21 protein-coding genes and 2 pseudogenes are annotated in these 16,098 nt (G+C 68.1%); 7 read left to right on the forward strand and 16 right to left on the reverse strand.

Going from position 1 to position 16,098, the window contains the following annotated elements:
* Position 1 precedes the first annotated feature (1 nt).
* The 12 genes from rplN to rpsJ all read right to left on the reverse strand — a co-directional run bounded on the left by rplN (position 2) and on the right by rpsJ (position 6,078).
* Complete coding sequence (gene rplN, locus AB0N14_RS03825; protein ID WP_003998823.1) at positions 2-370, reverse strand: 50S ribosomal protein L14; 369 nt, start codon at positions 368-370, stop codon at positions 2-4.
* Positions 371-709: 339 nt separating this feature from the next.
* Positions 710-994, reverse strand: a complete 285-nt coding sequence (gene rpsQ, locus AB0N14_RS03830) for a 30S ribosomal protein S17 (RefSeq protein ID WP_317435898.1) — start codon at positions 992-994, stop codon at positions 710-712.
* Positions 994-1,218, reverse strand: a complete 225-nt coding sequence (rpmC, locus tag AB0N14_RS03835; protein WP_018564811.1) for a 50S ribosomal protein L29 — start codon at positions 1,216-1,218, stop codon at positions 994-996. The genes rpsQ and rpmC overlap by 1 nt, the downstream gene beginning before the upstream one ends.
* Positions 1,218-1,637 (reverse strand): 50S ribosomal protein L16, encoded by a 420-nt coding sequence (gene rplP / locus AB0N14_RS03840; protein WP_103837549.1) that lies wholly within the window; start codon positions 1,635-1,637, stop codon positions 1,218-1,220. The genes rpmC and rplP overlap by 1 nt, the downstream gene beginning before the upstream one ends.
* Before the next feature lie 5 nt (positions 1,638-1,642).
* Positions 1,643-2,464, reverse strand: a complete 822-nt coding sequence (rpsC, locus tag AB0N14_RS03845; RefSeq protein WP_066995710.1) for a 30S ribosomal protein S3 — start codon at positions 2,462-2,464, stop codon at positions 1,643-1,645.
* Complete coding sequence (rplV, locus tag AB0N14_RS03850; RefSeq protein WP_366024092.1) at positions 2,464-2,811, reverse strand: 50S ribosomal protein L22; 348 nt, start codon at positions 2,809-2,811, stop codon at positions 2,464-2,466. The genes rpsC and rplV overlap by 1 nt, the downstream gene beginning before the upstream one ends.
* A 43-nt stretch (positions 2,812-2,854) precedes the next feature.
* Positions 2,855-3,136, reverse strand: coding sequence for a 30S ribosomal protein S19 (gene rpsS / locus AB0N14_RS03855; protein ID WP_039656232.1), 282 nt, complete (start codon positions 3,134-3,136; stop codon positions 2,855-2,857).
* A 12-nt stretch (positions 3,137-3,148) separates the two neighbouring features.
* Positions 3,149-3,985 carry a 50S ribosomal protein L2 gene (rplB, locus tag AB0N14_RS03860; RefSeq protein ID WP_200418827.1) on the reverse strand — a complete coding sequence of 279 codons (837 nt, stop codon included), beginning with the start codon at positions 3,983-3,985 and terminating at the stop codon, positions 3,149-3,151.
* Positions 3,986-4,025: 40 nt separating this feature from the next.
* On the reverse strand, positions 4,026-4,445 hold the full coding sequence (gene rplW / locus AB0N14_RS03865) for a 50S ribosomal protein L23 (RefSeq protein ID WP_366024093.1): 420 nt from the start codon (positions 4,443-4,445) through the stop codon (positions 4,026-4,028).
* Positions 4,445-5,098 carry a 50S ribosomal protein L4 gene (rplD, locus tag AB0N14_RS03870; RefSeq protein ID WP_366024094.1) on the reverse strand — a complete coding sequence of 218 codons (654 nt, stop codon included), beginning with the start codon at positions 5,096-5,098 and terminating at the stop codon, positions 4,445-4,447. Before rplD ends, rplW begins: the two co-directional genes overlap by 1 nt.
* A gap of 8 nt (positions 5,099-5,106) precedes the next feature.
* Positions 5,107-5,751 carry a 50S ribosomal protein L3 gene (rplC, locus tag AB0N14_RS03875; RefSeq protein WP_366024095.1) on the reverse strand — a complete coding sequence of 215 codons (645 nt, stop codon included), beginning with the start codon at positions 5,749-5,751 and terminating at the stop codon, positions 5,107-5,109.
* Between the two features lie 18 nt (positions 5,752-5,769).
* Entirely contained in the window at positions 5,770-6,078 is a 309-nt protein-coding gene (gene rpsJ, locus AB0N14_RS03880) for a 30S ribosomal protein S10 (RefSeq protein ID WP_003948644.1), read from the reverse strand.
* A 633-nt stretch (positions 6,079-6,711) separates the two neighbouring features.
* On the opposite strand from rpsJ, the gene AB0N14_RS03885 reads away from it, so the two are divergent.
* Both AB0N14_RS03885 and AB0N14_RS03890 read left to right on the forward strand, forming a co-directional pair.
* Positions 6,712-8,697 carry an ATP-binding protein gene (locus AB0N14_RS03885; protein ID WP_366024253.1) on the forward strand — a complete coding sequence of 662 codons (1,986 nt, stop codon included), beginning with the start codon at positions 6,712-6,714 and terminating at the stop codon, positions 8,695-8,697.
* Between the two features lie 28 nt (positions 8,698-8,725).
* Positions 8,726-9,052 (forward strand): annotated as a pseudogene (locus tag AB0N14_RS03890) (right-handed parallel beta-helix repeat-containing protein); the annotation flags it as partial.
* A 67-nt stretch (positions 9,053-9,119) separates the two neighbouring features.
* Here AB0N14_RS03890 and AB0N14_RS03895 read toward each other — a convergent pair.
* A complete protein-coding gene (locus AB0N14_RS03895) occupies positions 9,120-9,329 on the reverse strand; it encodes a DUF397 domain-containing protein (protein ID WP_366024096.1) in 210 nt (69 codons plus the stop codon).
* Entirely contained in the window at positions 9,326-10,201 is an 876-nt protein-coding gene (locus tag AB0N14_RS03900) for a helix-turn-helix transcriptional regulator (RefSeq protein WP_366024097.1), read from the reverse strand. The genes AB0N14_RS03895 and AB0N14_RS03900 overlap by 4 nt, the downstream gene beginning before the upstream one ends.
* A 116-nt stretch (positions 10,202-10,317) precedes the next feature.
* Here AB0N14_RS03900 and AB0N14_RS03905 point away from each other — a divergent pair, with 116 nt between their 5' ends.
* The 5 genes and pseudogenes from AB0N14_RS03905 to AB0N14_RS03925 all read left to right on the forward strand — a co-directional run.
* The gene (locus tag AB0N14_RS03905) at positions 10,318-10,812 is read left to right on the forward strand and encodes an ATP-binding protein (protein ID WP_366024098.1); all 495 of its coding nucleotides are present in this window, start codon (positions 10,318-10,320) and stop codon (positions 10,810-10,812) included.
* A 192-nt stretch (positions 10,813-11,004) separates the two neighbouring features.
* The gene (locus AB0N14_RS03910) at positions 11,005-12,021 is read left to right on the forward strand and encodes a helix-turn-helix domain-containing protein (protein WP_366024099.1); all 1,017 of its coding nucleotides are present in this window, start codon (positions 11,005-11,007) and stop codon (positions 12,019-12,021) included.
* A gap of 88 nt (positions 12,022-12,109) precedes the next feature.
* Positions 12,110-12,457, forward strand: coding sequence for a hypothetical protein (locus tag AB0N14_RS03915; protein ID WP_366024100.1), 348 nt, complete (start codon positions 12,110-12,112; stop codon positions 12,455-12,457).
* The gene (locus AB0N14_RS03920) at positions 12,454-12,711 is read left to right on the forward strand and encodes a hypothetical protein (protein WP_366024101.1); all 258 of its coding nucleotides are present in this window, start codon (positions 12,454-12,456) and stop codon (positions 12,709-12,711) included. The genes AB0N14_RS03915 and AB0N14_RS03920 overlap by 4 nt, the downstream gene beginning before the upstream one ends.
* Before the next feature lie 29 nt (positions 12,712-12,740).
* Positions 12,741-13,082 (forward strand): annotated as a pseudogene (locus tag AB0N14_RS03925) (hypothetical protein); the annotation flags it as partial.
* A gap of 38 nt (positions 13,083-13,120) precedes the next feature.
* On the opposite strand, the gene AB0N14_RS03930 reads toward AB0N14_RS03925, so the two are convergent.
* On the reverse strand, positions 13,121-14,527 hold the full coding sequence (locus AB0N14_RS03930; RefSeq protein ID WP_366024102.1) for an alpha/beta fold hydrolase: 1,407 nt from the start codon (positions 14,525-14,527) through the stop codon (positions 13,121-13,123).
* Between the two features lie 229 nt (positions 14,528-14,756).
* On the reverse strand, positions 14,757-15,950 hold the full coding sequence (gene tuf, locus AB0N14_RS03935; RefSeq protein WP_103841183.1) for an elongation factor Tu: 1,194 nt from the start codon (positions 15,948-15,950) through the stop codon (positions 14,757-14,759).
* Positions 15,951-16,098 lie beyond the last annotated feature (148 nt).

Below are 16,098 nucleotides of genomic sequence, written 5' to 3' on the forward strand. Positions count from 1 at the left end.
CTTACAGCACCTCCGGAGCCAGCGAGATGATCTTCATGAACTTCTTCTCGCGCAGCTCACGCCCGACCGGGCCGAAGATGCGGGTGCCGCGAGGGTCGCCGTCGTTCTTCAGAATGACGGCGGCGTTCTCGTCGAAGCGGATGTACGAGCCGTCCGGACGGCGGCGCTCCTTGACGGTGCGAACGATGACCGCCTTGACGACGTCACCCTTCTTCACGTTGCCACCGGGGATCGCGTCCTTGACGGTGGCGACGATGACGTCACCGATGCCCGCGTAGCGGCGACCGGAGCCACCGAGCACACGGATGCAAAGGATCTCCTTCGCACCAGTGTTGTCGGCGACGCGCAGTCGCGACTCCTGCTGGATCACGTCTATCTCCTGATCGTCTGCCGGTTCCCTCCGGGGCCTGCCCGGAGAGCCTGGCGGAACTGTCCTGCGAGGTCTGCCACGCAGGAATTACTTGCGCCTCTACAGGCGGAAACCCTCTCCGCCGGGGGCGGGACCGCGCTGACGGCGGCCGCAGGCCGTCGGGCCGGGCCCCGCGAAGGACTCGCGGGCCGGCCGGACCGCCTGGCCTCGGCCTCCCCGGGCCTCGCCCGCCGGCCGGAGGCCGAGGGCGGGTGCCCGGGGGCGGGGGCGTCAGCCCCCGACGGGGTACCAGGGGCGGCAGCCCCTGGCGGGGTCAGCGGGGGCTGAAGCCCTCGCTTATTACTTCGCCTTCTCGAGGATCTCGACGACGCGCCAGCGCTTGGTCGCGGACAGCGGCCGGGTCTCCATCAGGAGGACGCGGTCGCCGACACCCGCGGCGTTCTGCTCGTCGTGCGCCTTGAGCTTGTTCGTACGGCGGATGACCTTGCCGTACAGGGCGTGCTTCACGCGGTCCTCGACGGCGACGACGACGGTCTTGTCCATCTTGTCGCTGACGACGTAACCCTCACGGGTCTTGCGGAAGCCGCGCGCCTCAGTGTTCTCAGTCACGTTGTTCTCGCTCATCAGGCGTTCTCCACCGTTTCGATGCCCAGCTCACGCTCGCGCATCAGGGTGTAGATCCGCGCGATGTCCTTGCGGACCGCCTTCAGACGGCCGTGGTTCTCGAGCTGGCCCGTCGCCGCCTGGAAGCGGAGGTTGAACAGCTCTTCCTTGGCCTCGCGGAGCTTGCCCAGAAGCTCCTCGTTGCCCAGCTCGCGCAGCTCGGACGCCTTGGTACCGGCCGACATCACGCTTCACCTGCCTCGCGCTTGACGATCCGGCACTTCATCGGCAGCTTGTGGGCCGCACGGGTCAGCGCCTCACGGGCGATCTTCTCGTTGGGGTACGACAGCTCGAACATCACGCGTCCGGGCTTGACGTTGGCGATCCACCACTCCGGAGAACCCTTACCGGAACCCATGCGGGTCTCGGCGGGCTTCTTGGTGAGCGGACGGTCCGGGTAGATGTTGATCCAGACCTTGCCACCACGCTTGATGTGACGCGTCATGGCGATACGAGCGGCCTCGATCTGGCGGTTCGTCACGTACGCCGGGGTGAGCGCCTGGATGCCGTACTCGCCGAACGCAACCGTCGTGCCACCCTTGGCCGCGCCGTCGCGCTTGGGGTGGTGCTGCTTGCGGTGCTTGACCCTACGGGGGATCAGCATTTCGGTCAGGCCTCCGTTCCGGTGCTCTCAGCCGGAGCGGACGCGGGAGCCTCGGCCTTGGGGGCCTCGGCGCCGGCAGCCTGCTGCGGCTTGCGACCGCGCCGCTCGCCACCGCGGCCACCACGGGCCGGGCGGTCGGCGCCACCACGGGCCGGGCGGTTGCCCGCACGGGCGGCGGCGTTCTCGGCGCGGACCTCGGCGATGTTCTTGACGTCGCCCTTGTAGATCCAGACCTTCACGCCGATGCGGCCGAAGGTCGTCTTGGCCTCGAAGAAGCCGTAGTCCACGTTCGCGCGGAGCGTGTGCAGGGGCACGCGGCCCTCGCGGTAGAACTCCGAGCGGGACATCTCGGCGCCGCCGAGGCGGCCACCGCACTGGATCTTGATGCCCTTGGCGCCCGCCTTCATCGCCGACTGCATGCTCTTGCGCATGGCGCGGCGGAAGGAGACGCGGGAGGAGAGCTGCTCGGCAACGGCCTGGGCCACGAGCTGAGCGTCGGTCTCGGGGTTCTTGACCTCGAGGATGTTCAGCTGGACCTGCTTGCCCGTGAGCTTCTCGAGGTCGCCGCGGATGCGGTCGGCCTCGGCGCCACGGCGGCCGATGACGATGCCCGGACGCGCGGTGTGGATGTCCACGCGAACGCGGTCACGGGTGCGCTCGATCTCCACCTTGGAGATGCCGGCGCGCTCCATGCCGGACGTCATCATCCGACGGATGGCGACGTCTTCCTTGACGTAGTCCTTGTAGAGCTTGTCGGCGTACCAACGCGACTTGAAGTCGGTCGTGATACCGAGCCGGAACCCATGCGGGTTTACCTTCTGGCCCATTACCGGGTTCCTTCCTTGCTGCTGACGACCACGGTGATGTGGCTGGTCCGCTTGCGGATCCGGTAGGCACGGCCCTGGGCACGCGGACGGAACCGCTTCAGGGTCGGGCCCTCGTCGACGAAGGCCTCGGAAACGAAGAGGCTGTCGACATCGGTGTGGTCGTAGTTGTGCGCGGCGTTGGCGATGGCGCTGTCCAGCACCTTGCCCACCGGCACCGAGGCGGCCTGCGGAGCGAATCGCAGGACGGCCTGGGCCTCCGTGGCGTTCATGCCACGGATGAGGTCCACCACGCGGCGGGCCTTCATGGGCGTGACGCGGATGTACCGCGCCTGGGCCCTGGCTTCCATGGTTGTCCCTTCAGTTACTTACGTGTCTGAATGCGATCCGCTACTAGCGGCGCTTCGACTTCCGGTCTTCCTTGACGTGGCCCCGGAAGGTGCGGGTCGGCGAGAACTCGCCGAGCTTGTGGCCGACCATCGACTCGGTGACGAACACCGGGATGTGGGTCTTGCCGTTGTGCACCGCGATCGTGTGGCCCAGCATGGCCGGGACGATCATGGAGCGGCGGGACCAGGTCTTGATGACGTTCTTGGTGCCGGCTTCGTTCTGCGAGTCCACCTTCTTCATCAGGTGGTCGTCGACGAAGGGCCCCTTCTTCAAGCTACGAGGCATCTCAACCCGTCCTTAGCGCTTCTTGTTCGTCTTGCGGCGGCGGACGATGTACTTGTTGCTCGCCTTCTTGGGAGAACGCGTACGACCTTCCTTCTGGCCCCACGGGGACACGGGGTGACGGCCACCGGAGGTACGGCCCTCACCACCACCGTGCGGGTGGTCGACCGGGTTCATGACCACACCACGGACGGTCGGGCGAACGCCCAGCCACCGCTTGCGGCCGGCCTTGCCCCAGTTGATGTTGCTCTGCTCGGCGTTGCCGACCTCGCCGACGGTGGCGCGGCAGCGGACGTCGACCAGGCGGATCTCACCGGACGGCATGCGCAGGTGGGCGTAGGCGCCCTCCTTCGCGAGCAGCTGCACGGAGGCACCGGCGGAGCGGGCGAACTTGGCGCCGCCACCGGGACGGAGCTCGATCGCGTGGATCGTGGTACCGACCGGGATGTTGCGGAGGGCCAGGTTGTTGCCCGGCTTGATGTCGGCCCCGGGACCGTTCTCCACGGTGTCGCCCTGCTGCAGGTTGCGCGGGGCGAGGATGTAGCGCTTCTCGCCGTCGGCGTAGTGCAGCAGCGCGATGCGCGCGGTGCGGTTGGGGTCGTACTCGATGTGCGCGACCTTCGCCGGCACGCCGTCCTTGTCGTGACGACGGAAGTCGATCACGCGGTAGGCGCGCTTGTGGCCACCGCCCTGGTGGCGGACGGTCACACGACCGGAATTGTTACGGCCGCCCTTGCTGTGCAGGGGACGGACCAGCGACTTCTCCGGCGTGGACCGCGTGACCTCGACGAAGTCGGCGACGCTGGCGCCACGACGGCCCGGCGTAGTCGGCTTGTACTTGCGGATACCCATTTCTCAGTCCTCGTCCGATATCGGACGATCCGGACCGCCCTTAGGCGGTCGGACCGCCGAAGATGTCGATACGGTCGCCCTCGGCGAGGGTCACGATCGCGCGCTTGGTGGCCGCACGCTGGCCGAAGCCGGTGCGGGTCCGCTTGCGCTTGCCCTGGCGGTTGATCGTGTTGACCCCGGTGACCTTGACCGAGAAGACCGCCTGGACGGCCTGCTTGATCTGGGTCTTGTTGGCACTCGGGTCGACGACGAACGTGTACTTGTTCTCGTCGAGGAGCGCGTAGCTCTTCTCGGAGACGACCGGCTTGATCAGGACGTCACGGGGGTCCGTGTACGCCTTGCTCAGCGGGGTCTCGACGGTGTTCTTGCCCTCCGCGGCGTGACGACGCGCCTTGGCGACGCGCGCGGCCTTGGCGGCCTTGGCGGCCTTCGAGGCAATGGCGGGGTGACGGATAGCCATCAGACCTCGCTCCCTTCGGTGTCAGTGGCCTTCGGGCCGGACACGAAGGACTCGAAAGCGGCCTGGGTGAAGACCACGTCGTCGGAGACGATCACGTCGTACGTGTTCAGCTGGCCCGGCTCCAGGATGTGGACCTGGGGCAGGTTGCGAGCGGACAGCACGGCCTTCTCGTTCTCGCGGTCGACGACCAGCAGCACGTTCTTGCGCTCGCTGATCTTGGCGAGGAGAGCCTTGGCGGCCTTGGTGGAGATGTCCGACTCGACCACGTCGGTCACGACGTGGATGCGGTTGTTGCGGGCCCGGTCGGTGAGGGCGTGGCGCAGGGCCGCGGCCTTCATCTTCTTCGGGGTCCGCTGCGAGTAGTCGCGCGGCACGGGACCGTGCACGACGCCACCACCGGCGAACTGCGGCGCGCGGGTCGAACCCTGGCGGGCGCGACCGGTGCCCTTCTGGCGGTACGGCTTCTTGCCGCCACCACGGACCTCGCCACGCGTCTTCGTCTTGTGCGTGCCCTGGCGGGCAGCGGCCAGCTGTGCGACGACGACCTGGTGGATCAGCGGGACGCTGACCTTCTCAACGCCGAAGATCTCCGCGGGGAGCTCGACGGAACCGGCCTTCTCGCCCGCCGGCGAAAGGATGTCAACAGTGCTCATCGGTTACCTCAGGCCCCCTTGGCCGCGGTGCGGACCAGGACGAGGCCGCCGTTCGGACCGGGAACCGCGCCCTTGATGAGCAGCAGACCCTTCTCCGCGTCAACGGCGTGGACGGTCAGGTTCTGGGTGGTGACGCGCTCGTTGCCCATGCGACCGGCCATGCGGACGCCCTTGAACACACGGCCCGGGGTGGCGCAGCCACCGATCGAACCGGGGGAGCGGTGCTTGCGCTGGGTGCCGTGTCCGGCGCCGAGGCCCTTGAAGTTGTGACGCTTCATGACACCGGCGAAGCCCTTGCCCTTGCTCTTGCCGGTGACGTCGACCTTCACACCGGCCTCGAACACCTCAGCGGTGATCTCCTGGCCGAGGGTGTACTCGGAGGCATCCGACGTGCGGATCTCGACGAGGTGACGACGCGGGGTGACGTCGGCCTTGGCGAAGTGACCCTTGAGGGGCTTGTTCACCTTGCGCGGGTCGATCTCGCCGAAGGCGATCTGGACGGACTCGTAGCCGTCGACGTCGTTCGTACGGACCTGGGTGACGACGTTCGGCCCGGCCTTGACGACGGTGACCGGGACAACGCGGTTGTTGTCGTCCCACACTTGCGTCATACCGAGCTTCTCGCCCAGGATGCCCTTGATCTGCTTAGCCATCTCTTCAGATCACCGGCCTCAGAGCTTGATCTCGATGTCGACGCCGGCCGGGAGGTCGAGTCGCATCAGAGAGTCAACGGTCTTGGGGGTCGGGTCGAGGATGTCGATCAGGCGCTTGTGCGTGCGCATCTCGAAGTGCTCGCGCGAGTCCTTGTACTTGTGCGGCGACTTGATGACGCAGTACACGTTCTTCTCAGTGGGCAGCGGCACCGGGCCCGCGACCGACGCACCAGTGCGGGTCACCGTCTCGACGATCTTCTTCGCCGAGGAGTCGATGACCTCGTGGTCGTAGGCCTTGAGCCGGATGCGGATCTTCTGTCCCGCCATGGCTGCTTCGTAGTCCTGTCTCTCTTACGCTCTGGAACCCGGCGTTCTCTGCCCTCGTCCTCCGACCCACGCGGTCGGGCGTGTCGCACCCCCGCTGACACAGATGTCCCTTGTTCGAACATCCCTGCGGGATTGCGCACGGCCCTGCGAACCGCGCCGACCGGGACCAAAAGGCCCACCGGGTGCCTGGTCGGCGCCGCGCCCACGCTTCCCGAAAGATTCCCGTACGTCCGCCCCAGCGCTGCCGTCAGGCAGTTAGGACGACGAGTACTGTGGGACTCGCTTCCGGTCCTCCCGGCGGGAGGCGCGCAGCATCAACACTCGACCGAGCAACTCCGACAGTTTGCCATAGGGGGCGGGGGGCTGGCCAATCGGGCCGGAGAGATTACCCCGAGGGTGACGTAGGTCAAACCCTGGCGTCCGCCCGGCGCGCCGAGAGGAGAGGCCGCAGCCGATCCGGCGGACCTCGGCGAGTCAAGGCGCCCGACCTCACGTGGGCCCCGCGCGAGGCTCCCGCGACCGTGCCTGTCACGGCGCCCCGGCCGGGCGATTCCCTGCCGTTTCGCAGGTCACTCGCCTCAGGACAGGCTAGCTTGCGCTCTGATCAGGGCAGGCACGCCAGGAGGTCCCGTGATGGTAAAGGTACGGCTCGAGACCAGCCGCGAACACATCGCCGAGCTGGCTCGGCTGCGGGATCCCATCGGCGCTGTCGAGGAGCTGGTCTGGAACGCCCTCGACGCCGACGCCGGCCGTGTCGTCGTCGTACTGGAGCGGAACGACCTCGGAGGCGTGGAACGGGTCCGGGTCGAGGACGACGGCAGCGGAATGTCGGCCGAGCAGTGCGAGGAGTACTTCCGTCCGATCGGGGCCTCCTGGAAGAAGAGCGCCCAGGGCACTCCTGTGAAGAAGCGGGCGCTGCACGGCAAGAACGGCAGGGGCCGAGTACGCGCCTTCGCGCTCGGTGTCCAGGTCCGCTGGACCAGCGTCAGCGACGGAATCGCCGGGCGGCAGCGACTGGTGATCGAGTCCGACCGGCACTGCATGGACGAGTTCGACATCAGTGAACCGGAGCCCACCACAGCCCCACCGGGCACCCTCTTCGAGGCGTTCGGCAGCGCGCAACTGGACGTGCTGGCGGAGGAGCGCACCAGGTCATCGCTGACTGCGGCGTTCGCAACGTACCTGGAGAAGTATCCGGACGTCCGCATCGAGTACGACGGCCACGAGCTGGACCCGTCCTCGGAGCAGCTGCACGTCCGCAACTACGCCCTGAACTTGGACGGTGAGCGGGCTGGTGAGCCGGCACAGCTCAAGGTCATCGAGTGGCGCAAGCCGGTGACCCGCGCGCTTTTCCTCTGTGACGGGGAGGGCATGTCACGGATCCAGTTGAAGCCCGGCATCCAGGCCCCGGGATTCGAGTTCACGGCCCACCTCCAGTGGCCTGGTTTCGACGAGCTGGACGCCGATGAGCTCGCCTTCGCGGAGTGGGCTCCCAGCGGCGTGCCGGCCGAGGTGGTCGCGATGGCCCGTGAACACCTGAGGAGTCACTTCCGCTCACGAGTGGACGAGCGTCGGCGGGAACAGGTCGGCCAGTGGCAGGAGGAGGGCATCTATCCGTACGCCGGAGAGCCCGCCGACGAGCGGGAGCGGGCCGAGCGGGAGACGTTCGATGCCGTCGCCACGACCGTCGTCCGGCACCTGCCCAGGTACACGCGGGCCCGCAAGACCACCTTCGCGCTCCTGAGGTCCGTCCTGGCTCACGAACCGGGAGACGTCCTGCGGATCGCCGAGGAATTGTTCACCCTCTCCAAGCAGGAGCAAGAGGAACTGGCCCGCCTGCTGGACCGTACACCGTTGTCCGCCCTGATCAAGGCATCGGCCGCAGCCACCGACCGGCTGGACTTTCTGGCAGCCTTGGAGCACCTGGTCTTCGACGGCGGCGCCAGACAGCGTGTCAAGGAGCACGGTGAGCTGCACCGCATCCTGGAGAAGGAATGCTGGGTCTTCGGCGAGGAGTACGGCCTGCACGCCAGTGACCGCAGTCTGAACGAGGTCCTGCGGCAGCACTGCCGGCTCCTTGGGCGCGAAGATCTCGTGCCGGCCGAGACCGTGGTGATGGAGGACGGCCGCAGAGGCCGCGTCGATCTCATGCTGTCCCAGGCGGCCCGGCGCGGAAAGGGTGAGCGGCACCACCTGGTCGTCGAACTGAAGAGGCCGACTACTGTCCTGACCATGACCGAGTTCGGCCAGATCAACAGTTACGCCCAAGCCGTCGTGAACGCCGACAGATACCGGGATGCTGCCGTGACCTGGGACTTCTGGCTGGTCGGCAACAATATGGACGAAGGGCTTCGCCAACTCGCGCACCAGCACGACCGGATGCCCGGATGTGCCCTTTCCCAGCCCCGGTTCCGGATCTGGGTCAGGACCTGGGGAGAGATCATCGAGGACTGCCAGGAGCGGCTGCGCTTCTACGGCGAGCAGCTGGAGTACCAGTCGTCGACGGAGCATGCCATGGACTACCTGGTCCGCGAACATGCCGACGCGGTGAGTGAGCTGGTCGCCGACGGGACGATTCCCAGTCCGCGAAGCGTGGGCACCGCTGACATCGCACAGTGAGGTCCGGCTCCGGGCCATCGTCTTCAAGAACGGCGACCGCAACGGCTACAAGCTCGGGGGCGACGGCATCGCGGTCAACCACGTGGTCCGGCACGACATCGCCTACCGCAACGGCCATCACGGGTTCACGCACAACAGCAACCCCGGCACGATGGCCATCTCGAACAACGCCCCGTGCTGGTTCGGCGTCAGCGGGTCGAACGACAAGATCTCCGGCGAGGCCGACAGCTCCAACCAGTTCTGGACCGGCTCCAACGGCTCCCGGTGCTCCTCGTACTCGGGCGCCCTCGGCTGGTCCTTCGCCTCGAACGGCTCGCTCGTCGTCACCTTCGGGGGGAAGGTGGTGACGCCGTAGCAGTCGGTGCCACGTCTACGCGCCCCGCTCCCGGTGTCGACCGGGGTGGGGCGCGTGCAGTTGAGGATCAGCTTCCCGAGGCGTACTGCACGAAGCCGGCCCAGGCGTCCGGCTTGAGCGCGAGCTGGGGGCCGCCGACGTTCTTGGAGTCGCGGACGTGGATGGTGTGCGGGGCTATGGCGATCTCGACGCAGGAGTCGCCTTCGGTCCCGTCGCTGTAGGTGCTCTTGAACCACGCCAGCTCAGAGGTGTCTCCGGCGGAGGCTTCGGGGATCATACTTCTCCTATTACTTGCTCGATGAACGCGAGCGACTCGCCTGGCGTGAGAGCCTGGGCCCGGATGATGCCATAGCGCAGTTCGAGGATCCGGAGCTGTTTCGGGTCGAAGATCGGGCGCCCGTTGAACGCGCCATCGGAACGCCCCACAGCCGTCCCGTCAGCGAACTTCAACACCTCGATCTTGCCGTCCACGCCGGGGTGGGCGTCGGTGTCCGTCGGCATCACCTGGAAGGTCACATTGCGCAACTGCGCCACCTCCAGCAGATGTTCGAGTTGGCGACGCCGCACCATTGTGCCTCCGACGCGGCGTCGTAGCAGCGCCTCTTCCAGCACGAAGCTGAGTGACGGACCAGGAGAACGTTCGAAGATCGCCTTCCGTGCCATGCGAGCGGCCACCATGCGCTCCACCTCCTCTTCCGAGTAGGGAGGCTGGCGCGCCTCGAACAGTGCCCTGGCGTGCTCATCGGTCTGCAACAGGCCGTGGACACTGAGCCCGACGTACGCCCCGATCTCGACGGCCTGCGCCTCCAGCTTCGCCAGCTCCCGCACCTTCTTCGGGTACCGGACCTTGGCCACGTCCTCCTTCATCGCCGAGAGCAGCCCACCCGCCCCGAGCACCTCGTCCGCCCTGTCCAGATACTCGGGCCGCGGGATCCGCTTCCCGCCCTCGATCTTGTAGACGAGGTCCTCGCCGTACCCGACCGCCTTCCCGAACTCCGCGGCCCGCATCCCCACCGCCTCGCGCCGCAGCTTCAGCTGCCTCCCCACGGTGGCGATCACCGCCAGGCCCCACTCGTCGTCCGGATCCACCTCCCACCCGGGCTCGTCGGCCTCCCCTTTGAGCCGACCCGCGTCACCGTCCACGAGCATCCCGCGCCCCTCCCTCTCCCGACAGCCCGGACACCCCCGGACAACGTCCGGACAGTCACCGTACGCAACGGCGTCGTCACTGTTCACGGTAGGCGGGCGCGGCCACTCTGAGTGATGTGAATCAGGAAATCGCCGAATCCACCGACCAACTCGGCTGCGCCGTCCGGAACTTCAGCGTGCTGCTCTCCTCCACCCCGCGAGGAGCCCGTCTCGCCCGGCTCCTCGCCACCGAACAAATGCGGGCCTGGGGACTTCCGTTGGAGGCACCGGGTCAGATCGTCGCCGAGCTGGCGGCCAACGCGGTCACCCACGGGCGCGTCCCGGGGCGGGACTTCCGGCTCACGTTCTACGTGGTCGGCGACACCCTGCGGATCGAGGTCACCGACACCCGCTGTGAGCGGCGCCCCCAGCTCCGACAGCCGGCCTCCGGCTCCGAGTCCGGCCGGGGTCTGGTCCTCGTGGACGCGCTCGCGGACCGCTGGGGCGTGCGGGAGGACCGTTTCCCGCGCAAGACCGTATGGGCGGAACTGCGCTGCTCACCACCGGAACCAGCCCCCACGGGCTTCGGCCGCGGAGGCGATCTCCACTCGAAGAACCCGGGGGAGAAATGACCCCACCAAGCCCCACCCCTCCGCCCGGGGCCCACGCTCACTCGGGCGGGTGAACATCCCAGGGTCGGCTGGATTTCGCGGGCCCCGACTCCCCTACTCTCAGCGCAAACAGCCGCACACATGCATCGGCCCCCGGCCGGGAGTAGCGATCCCGATCGAGGGCCTGACCACCGAGGAAGAGGAAGCTTCCCGATGGGTACCCACGACCCTAGCGTGCCCGCGCACGCCCAGTCAGCCGTTGCCGCGGACGAACCCCACTCCCGGGCGAACGCACGCACGCGCGCCCGCCGCAGCGCCTACGGCGTCATCCACGAGAACACCCGCCACACCACCCGCTTCACGGTGATCGGCAACCACCTCGCCCAGCACCCGGAGCTGTCACTGGTCGCCATCGCGCTGGCCGTGCACATCCAGTCCCTGCCGAGCAACGCCCCCGTGGACATCAAGACGCTCGCCGAGCGCTTCCCGGAGGGGCGCGACCGGATCGCCGCCGGTTTGCGCGAGCTGGAGGCCCACGGCTACCTGCGCCGCGTACGCGAACGCACCCCCGCCGGCCGGATCGTCACCCGCACGATCAGCTGCAACCAGCCGAAGGCACCGCGCCACCAGGAGTCTGCCCACACACCCGTTCCGGTCGTCTCCACGGGGGTGGTGGACCCGCGGAACTGCAACACTCCCGGGAAATGTGTCGCACCCGCGGACTCGGCCCCCGAGGAGCACACCTCTCACAGAAAGCCCCGCGAATCCCGCAAGAAGCACCCGCTCCCGCCCGTCCCCCAACCGGCGTACCCCTCCCCCACCCTCCTCCGGACGGCCGCCGACCTCCTCGCCACCCTGCACCAGCAGGACCCCCGCCTGCTCCTCAGCGCCTGCGACACGGCCCACCTGGCCCCGGGAGTCGCCGCCTGGCTGCAACGCGGCGTACCCCCGACCGCCGTACGCCACGCCCTGACCACCGACCTCCCACCCGAGGCCCTGCGCCGCCCGGCCGCCCTCCTGGCCCACCGCCTCACCGCCCAGCTGCCACTCCCGCTCCCGTTCCGCGCACCGGCCGAGCCCCCACCCGTCCGTCACCCCCTCCGCAACTGCGACGGCTGCGACCGCGGCATCCGCGCGCCCGAGCCCGGAGCCCTCTGCCGCGACTGCCGCCCGGCAGCAACCGACCGGACCGGCGCTCCGTCCGGCCCCGGCCCTTCGTACACCCGTTGACCAGGAGGAACGCACATCAATGTTCTCGCCCCAGTACCCCAGCCGCCCCGGACGACTAACCTGGCCAGTGCACTCCCGGGAGGACTCCATGAGCACGCAGGCCGATCACGGACACGAGCTGGTCCCGCGCCCCGAGCAGACCCCGGACGCCCTGCGGGCCGCCCTCGCCGTCGTCGATCCCGGACGCCTGCCGGAGATGCAGCGGACAAAGGACGAGGCGTTCGCCAAGGCCGTGGAGTGGCAGTCCCTCACCCCGGTGCGGAGCTGGGTCCTGGCCTGGGCCAGGGACATCGAGATCGCCCGCCGCCCCGGCCTCGCCGCCCGCCACGCCCGTGCCAAGAGCAATCTGGAGCATGAGGACGCGGCCGTCGCCAGGGAGGCTTTGCGGGAGCTGAGCGCCATCCTGGACGAGGCCATGAAGGCAGTACGCGCTTGAGCTGGACCTGGGAGTACGCCTTCGGTGCGGAGGAAGCCGCCCGCACCGCCCCGCCCGCATTCCTCGCCGAGGTGGAGCGTAAGGCCGCCGAGATGGTCAGAGCGGCGGAGGCACTGTACGTACACGGCCGAAGCCACGACGGCGACGATCCGAGGGGCGGTGACATCGCCGTTCCCGGTGGCATGTTCACGTACCAGATCGTCGTGCGGAGCGAACGCGTCTACGTCGTGCAGCTCACTTACCTCGGCTGGTGAGCAGCTGATCCACCTGAGCGCCCCCCCACCTCAAGGCCCTGTCCACAGCACTGCGAAACGCACCGGAAGACGTCGCGAACCCCATCGTCGAATTCACCGCACAGGGTCTGGGCAACCGCCCCCCGGCCAAACACCTCTGGAGGAACCTGGTGGCCGTGGACCTCTCCTTCTACAAGTCCTACCTCGTTGAAGAAGTCCGTACCGAGAGCCGCGCCGAAGACATCCTGGTCGTCCGGGAACAGCGCGGCCTCAACGTCTCCGAGAATGTCCGCATGCGCATCACGGGTTGCACCGACCCGGAGGTCCTCCGCCGCTGGCTCATCCACGCCGTCACTGCTGCGAAGGCCGAAGAGATCTTCGAAGGCGGGTGACCGAACTGGTTCCCCGCCCCGAGCAGACCTCGGACGCCCTAGCCCCCCGCGAACCTCTCCCCCAGCCAGTCGAACACCACCTCGCAGTGCTGCTGCGGAGCCATCGGAGAGCAGTGCAGTTGGGCGCCCGTCGCCGCCGTGAGCTTCACGTAGTCCTTGGGGGCCCTCAGCTTGTCGTACATCTGGGGTGCCTGGCCCGGGTAGAACTGCTCGTCCTGGTAGTCGAGGACCAGGGTGGGGGCCTTGACGCGGCCCACGACGTCCGTGATCCTCAGCGACCGGACGAGGTCGGCCGGGGTGTGGAAGTCCGTGAACATCCTGCCCTTGCGGGCCGCCAGCATCGCCGGGGCCGAGAACGGCTCGAAGCGTTTCTTCAGCGTGGCCGCGTCGGCGGGGGACAGCTCCGGCACCACCTCCTTGTTCCAGACGGCGTTGGTCTCCGCCTTGTCCGGGGTGAGGATCTTCCGGAGCTCCGGAGGAAAGCCCAGCCACGGCTCCAGGCAGCCGGGCATCGCCACCAGGGCCGCGATCCGCCGCTCGAAGGCCGCCGCGCGGGGAGCCAGGCAGCCCCCCATGCTCAGCCCCGTGAGGGCGATCCTGCCGGCGTCGACGTCGGAGCGGGCGACAAGCCAGTCGACGAGCGGCCTGACCACGTTCTCCCAGCGCGGGGTGAACACCACCTGGTCGATGAAGAGCAGCCGGCCCTGGCCAGGTCCCTCGTACACGAGGGCGTTCCACCCCCGGTCCAGGGCGGCGGACACGCCGTACGTCCACATGTCGACGTTCTGTCCGTCGCTGCCGTTGGTGAGGATCACGGTGGGGCGAGCTCGTCCCGATGCGTCCGGGCGGAAGAGCCACACGGGCAGCGGGGTGCTCCCGTACGGGACCTTCGCCGTCACCGGCGCCGGGTCGCACAGCCCGCAGAAGGTGCCCCAGGCGCCGCGCCCGGCCCTGTACAGCGCCACCTCGCCGTCGGGGTCGTTGGAACCGAGGACGAAGAACAGCGCCTGGGCGTAGTACTGCGAGGCCCGCAGGGCACGGAAGCGCCGGGTCTCCCGGTCGGGTCCGCTGCCCTCCGGCGCCTTCATCAGCTGGTCGCCGAGGTTTCTGAAGATCTGGACGTACGTCTGTGCGGAGAGGCCGGCCTTGTTGATCGCGTTCACGGCGGTGAGCACCTCGCCCACCTCGCTGCTGCGCTGACCGGCCGCGCCGAGCGCCAGGAGCCCGCTGAAATTGAACTCCGGGTTGTCGAAGAGCGCCATCGCACCGGGGGCCGGGGCACCGGCCGTCGCGGAGGCGGACGCTCCGGCCACCGGCCTGTGTCCCGACGAGGTGTCCGCGGCCGTGCATCCGGCGGCCAGCAGGGCCCCGGCCGCACCGGCGAGCCCGGACAGGGCGCTGCGCCGGCTGGGTCCGGGCATGGGGGCGACCGTTGCGTTCTCCATGCCGCCCGAACGTAGAACCGTGCCCGTCGCGCCTCTCCGCACGACACCTGCCGTTCCCCCGAACAGCCTCGGGGATCAGCTCGGCCAGGGCACCATCGACGCGAAGACGAGGAGCGAGAACACAAGGGTGCCGGGTGTGGAACAACGCGAAGAGGCCCACACGACCGAAGTCGTGCGGGCCTCTTCAGGTCAGCTGACCCAGGGGGTCAGACCCTCAAGCAAGCGGAACTTACTTGACGATCTTGGTGACCTGGCCGGCGCCCACGGTCCGACCACCCTCACGGATGGCGAACTTGAGGCCCTCCTCCATGGCGACGGGCTGGATGAGCTCCACCTTCATCTCGGTGTTGTCACCCGGCATGACCATCTCGGTGCCCTCGGGGAGGGTCACGACGCCGGTCACGTCCGTCGTACGGAAGTAGAACTGCGGGCGGTAGTTGTTGAAGAACGGCGTGTGGCGGCCACCCTCGTCCTTGGACAGGATGTAGGCCTGCGCCTCGAACTCGGTGTGCGGGGTGACCGAGCCCGGCTTGATGATGACCTGGCCGCGCTCGACGTCCTCGCGCTTGATGCCGCGAAGCAGCAGACCGACGTTCTCACCGGCCTGGCCCTCGTCGAGCAGCTTGCGGAACATCTCGATGCCGGTGACCGTGGTGGAGGTCTTCTCCGGCTTGATGCCGATGATGTCGACGGTCTCGTTGACCTTCAGGACACCGCGCTCGATACGGCCGGTGACGACCGTACCACGACCGGTGATCGTGAAGACGTCCTCGATCGGCATCAGGAACGGCTTGTCGACGTCACGCTCGGGCTCCGGGATGGAGGTGTCGACGGCGTTCATGAGGTCCAGGACCGACTGGGTCCACTTCGGGTCGCCCTCGAGCGCCTTCAGAGCGGAGACCTGGACGACCGGAACGTCGTCGCCCGGGAACTCGTACTCGGTGAGGAGCTCACGGACCTCGAGCTCGACGAGCTCCAGGATCTCCTCGTCGTCCACCATGTCGGCCTTGTTCAGGGCGACAACGATGTACGGCACGCCGACCTGGCGGGCCAGGAGCACGTGCTCCTTGGTCTGCGGCATCGGGCCGTCGGTGGCGGCGACCACCAGGATGGCGCCGTCCATCTGCGCCGCACCGGTGATCATGTTCTTGATGTAGTCCGCGTGACCCGGGCAGTCGACGTGGGCGTAGTGACGCGACTCGGTCTGGTACTCGACGTGCGCGATGGAGATGGTGATACCGCGCTGGCGCTCCTCGGGCGCCTTGTCGATGTTGTCGAACGGGGTGGCCTCGTTCAGGTCCGGGTACGCGTCGTGCAGCACCTTGGTAATGGCGGCCGTGAGGGTCGTCTTACCGTGGTCGATGTGACCGATGGTGCCGATGTTGACGTGCGGCTTAGTCCGCTCGAACTTCGCCTTCGCCACTGGGGTCCTCCTGTGGAGTGGTTCTGTACGCCTTACTCATCGGCGCCAGGTGATCTTTGCTGGGGTGCCGGCCGCCGGGGTCCCCACCCGGGTGAAACGGGGGTTTGAAACCCCGGCGGTCGGTGTCAAGCCTAAAGCGTGTGAACGG

The sequence above is a fragment of the Streptomyces sp. NPDC051104 genome (genome assembly GCF_040682835.1).
GTDB lineage: Bacteria > Actinomycetota > Actinomycetes > Streptomycetales > Streptomycetaceae > Streptomyces > Streptomyces cynarae.

Bases quoted from the DNA above. Each gene is read 5' to 3' on its own strand.
- rpsC (WP_066995710.1), bottom strand. From the start codon at position 2,464: ATGGGCCAGAAGGTAAACCCGCATGGGTTCCGGCTCGGTATCACGACC.
- rplB (WP_200418827.1), bottom strand. From the start codon at position 3,985: ATGGGTATCCGCAAGTACAAGCCGACTACGCCGGGCCGTCGTGGCGCC.
- rplW (WP_366024093.1), bottom strand. From the start codon at position 4,445: ATGGCTATCCGTCACCCCGCCATTGCCTCGAAGGCCGCCAAGGCCGCC.
- rpsJ (WP_003948644.1), bottom strand. From the start codon at position 6,078: ATGGCGGGACAGAAGATCCGCATCCGGCTCAAGGCCTACGACCACGAG.
- rpmC (WP_018564811.1), bottom strand. From the start codon at position 1,218: ATGTCGGCCGGTACCAAGGCGTCCGAGCTGCGCGAGCTGGGCAACGAG.
- AB0N14_RS03915 (WP_366024100.1), top strand. From the start codon at position 12,110: ATGAGCACGCAGGCCGATCACGGACACGAGCTGGTCCCGCGCCCCGAG.
- AB0N14_RS03910 (WP_366024099.1), top strand. From the start codon at position 11,005: ATGGGTACCCACGACCCTAGCGTGCCCGCGCACGCCCAGTCAGCCGTT.
- rpsS (WP_039656232.1), bottom strand. From the start codon at position 3,136: ATGCCTCGTAGCTTGAAGAAGGGGCCCTTCGTCGACGACCACCTGATG.
- AB0N14_RS03930 (WP_366024102.1), bottom strand. From the start codon at position 14,527: ATGGAGAACGCAACGGTCGCCCCCATGCCCGGACCCAGCCGGCGCAGC.
- rplP (WP_103837549.1), bottom strand. From the start codon at position 1,637: ATGCTGATCCCCCGTAGGGTCAAGCACCGCAAGCAGCACCACCCCAAG.
- AB0N14_RS03885 (WP_366024253.1), top strand. From the start codon at position 6,712: ATGGTAAAGGTACGGCTCGAGACCAGCCGCGAACACATCGCCGAGCTG.
- AB0N14_RS03900 (WP_366024097.1), bottom strand. From the start codon at position 10,201: ATGCTCGTGGACGGTGACGCGGGTCGGCTCAAAGGGGAGGCCGACGAG.
- AB0N14_RS03895 (WP_366024096.1), bottom strand. From the start codon at position 9,329: ATGATCCCCGAAGCCTCCGCCGGAGACACCTCTGAGCTGGCGTGGTTC.
- rplC (WP_366024095.1), bottom strand. From the start codon at position 5,751: ATGGCTAAGCAGATCAAGGGCATCCTGGGCGAGAAGCTCGGTATGACG.
- rplD (WP_366024094.1), bottom strand. From the start codon at position 5,098: ATGAGCACTGTTGACATCCTTTCGCCGGCGGGCGAGAAGGCCGGTTCC.
- rpsQ (WP_317435898.1), bottom strand. From the start codon at position 994: ATGAGCGAGAACAACGTGACTGAGAACACTGAGGCGCGCGGCTTCCGC.
- rplV (WP_366024092.1), bottom strand. From the start codon at position 2,811: ATGGAAGCCAGGGCCCAGGCGCGGTACATCCGCGTCACGCCCATGAAG.